The organism is Roseibium sp. AWQ4_290, assembly GCF_056160985.1.
The window spans coordinates 1-223 of record NZ_JBSWYG010000116.1 but is presented as its reverse complement, the minus strand read 5'-3'; the positions used below and the strand labels follow the sequence as shown (position 1 = coordinate 223).

General features: G+C 55.6%; 1 protein-coding gene. It reads right to left on the bottom strand.

Annotated features, from left to right (window positions below; genetic code table 11):
- Nucleotides 1-223, bottom strand: a 223-nt coding sequence (locus ACXAH0_RS25380; protein ID WP_475196126.1) for an IS3 family transposase, incomplete at both ends; no start/stop codon positions are given.

Genomic DNA, 223 nt, shown 5'->3' with positions numbered 1-223 from the left:
CCCATTTCCGGTTCGGCCGGTCAGCAGAAAAGTCCCGCTTCAGCAGATTTGGCGCAATGTTGAACCTGTGATTGCTGTCCGTTGTCGCCTTGAACTTCTTGTTCCTTTTCACGGTGATCGCGTTCTCACGCATCAACCGTCCAACACGCCGATGGCCAACATCAAGTCCGAGTTCCTTTAGCTCCTCGGTCATGCGAGGACGCCCGTAGCTGCCAAGCGACAG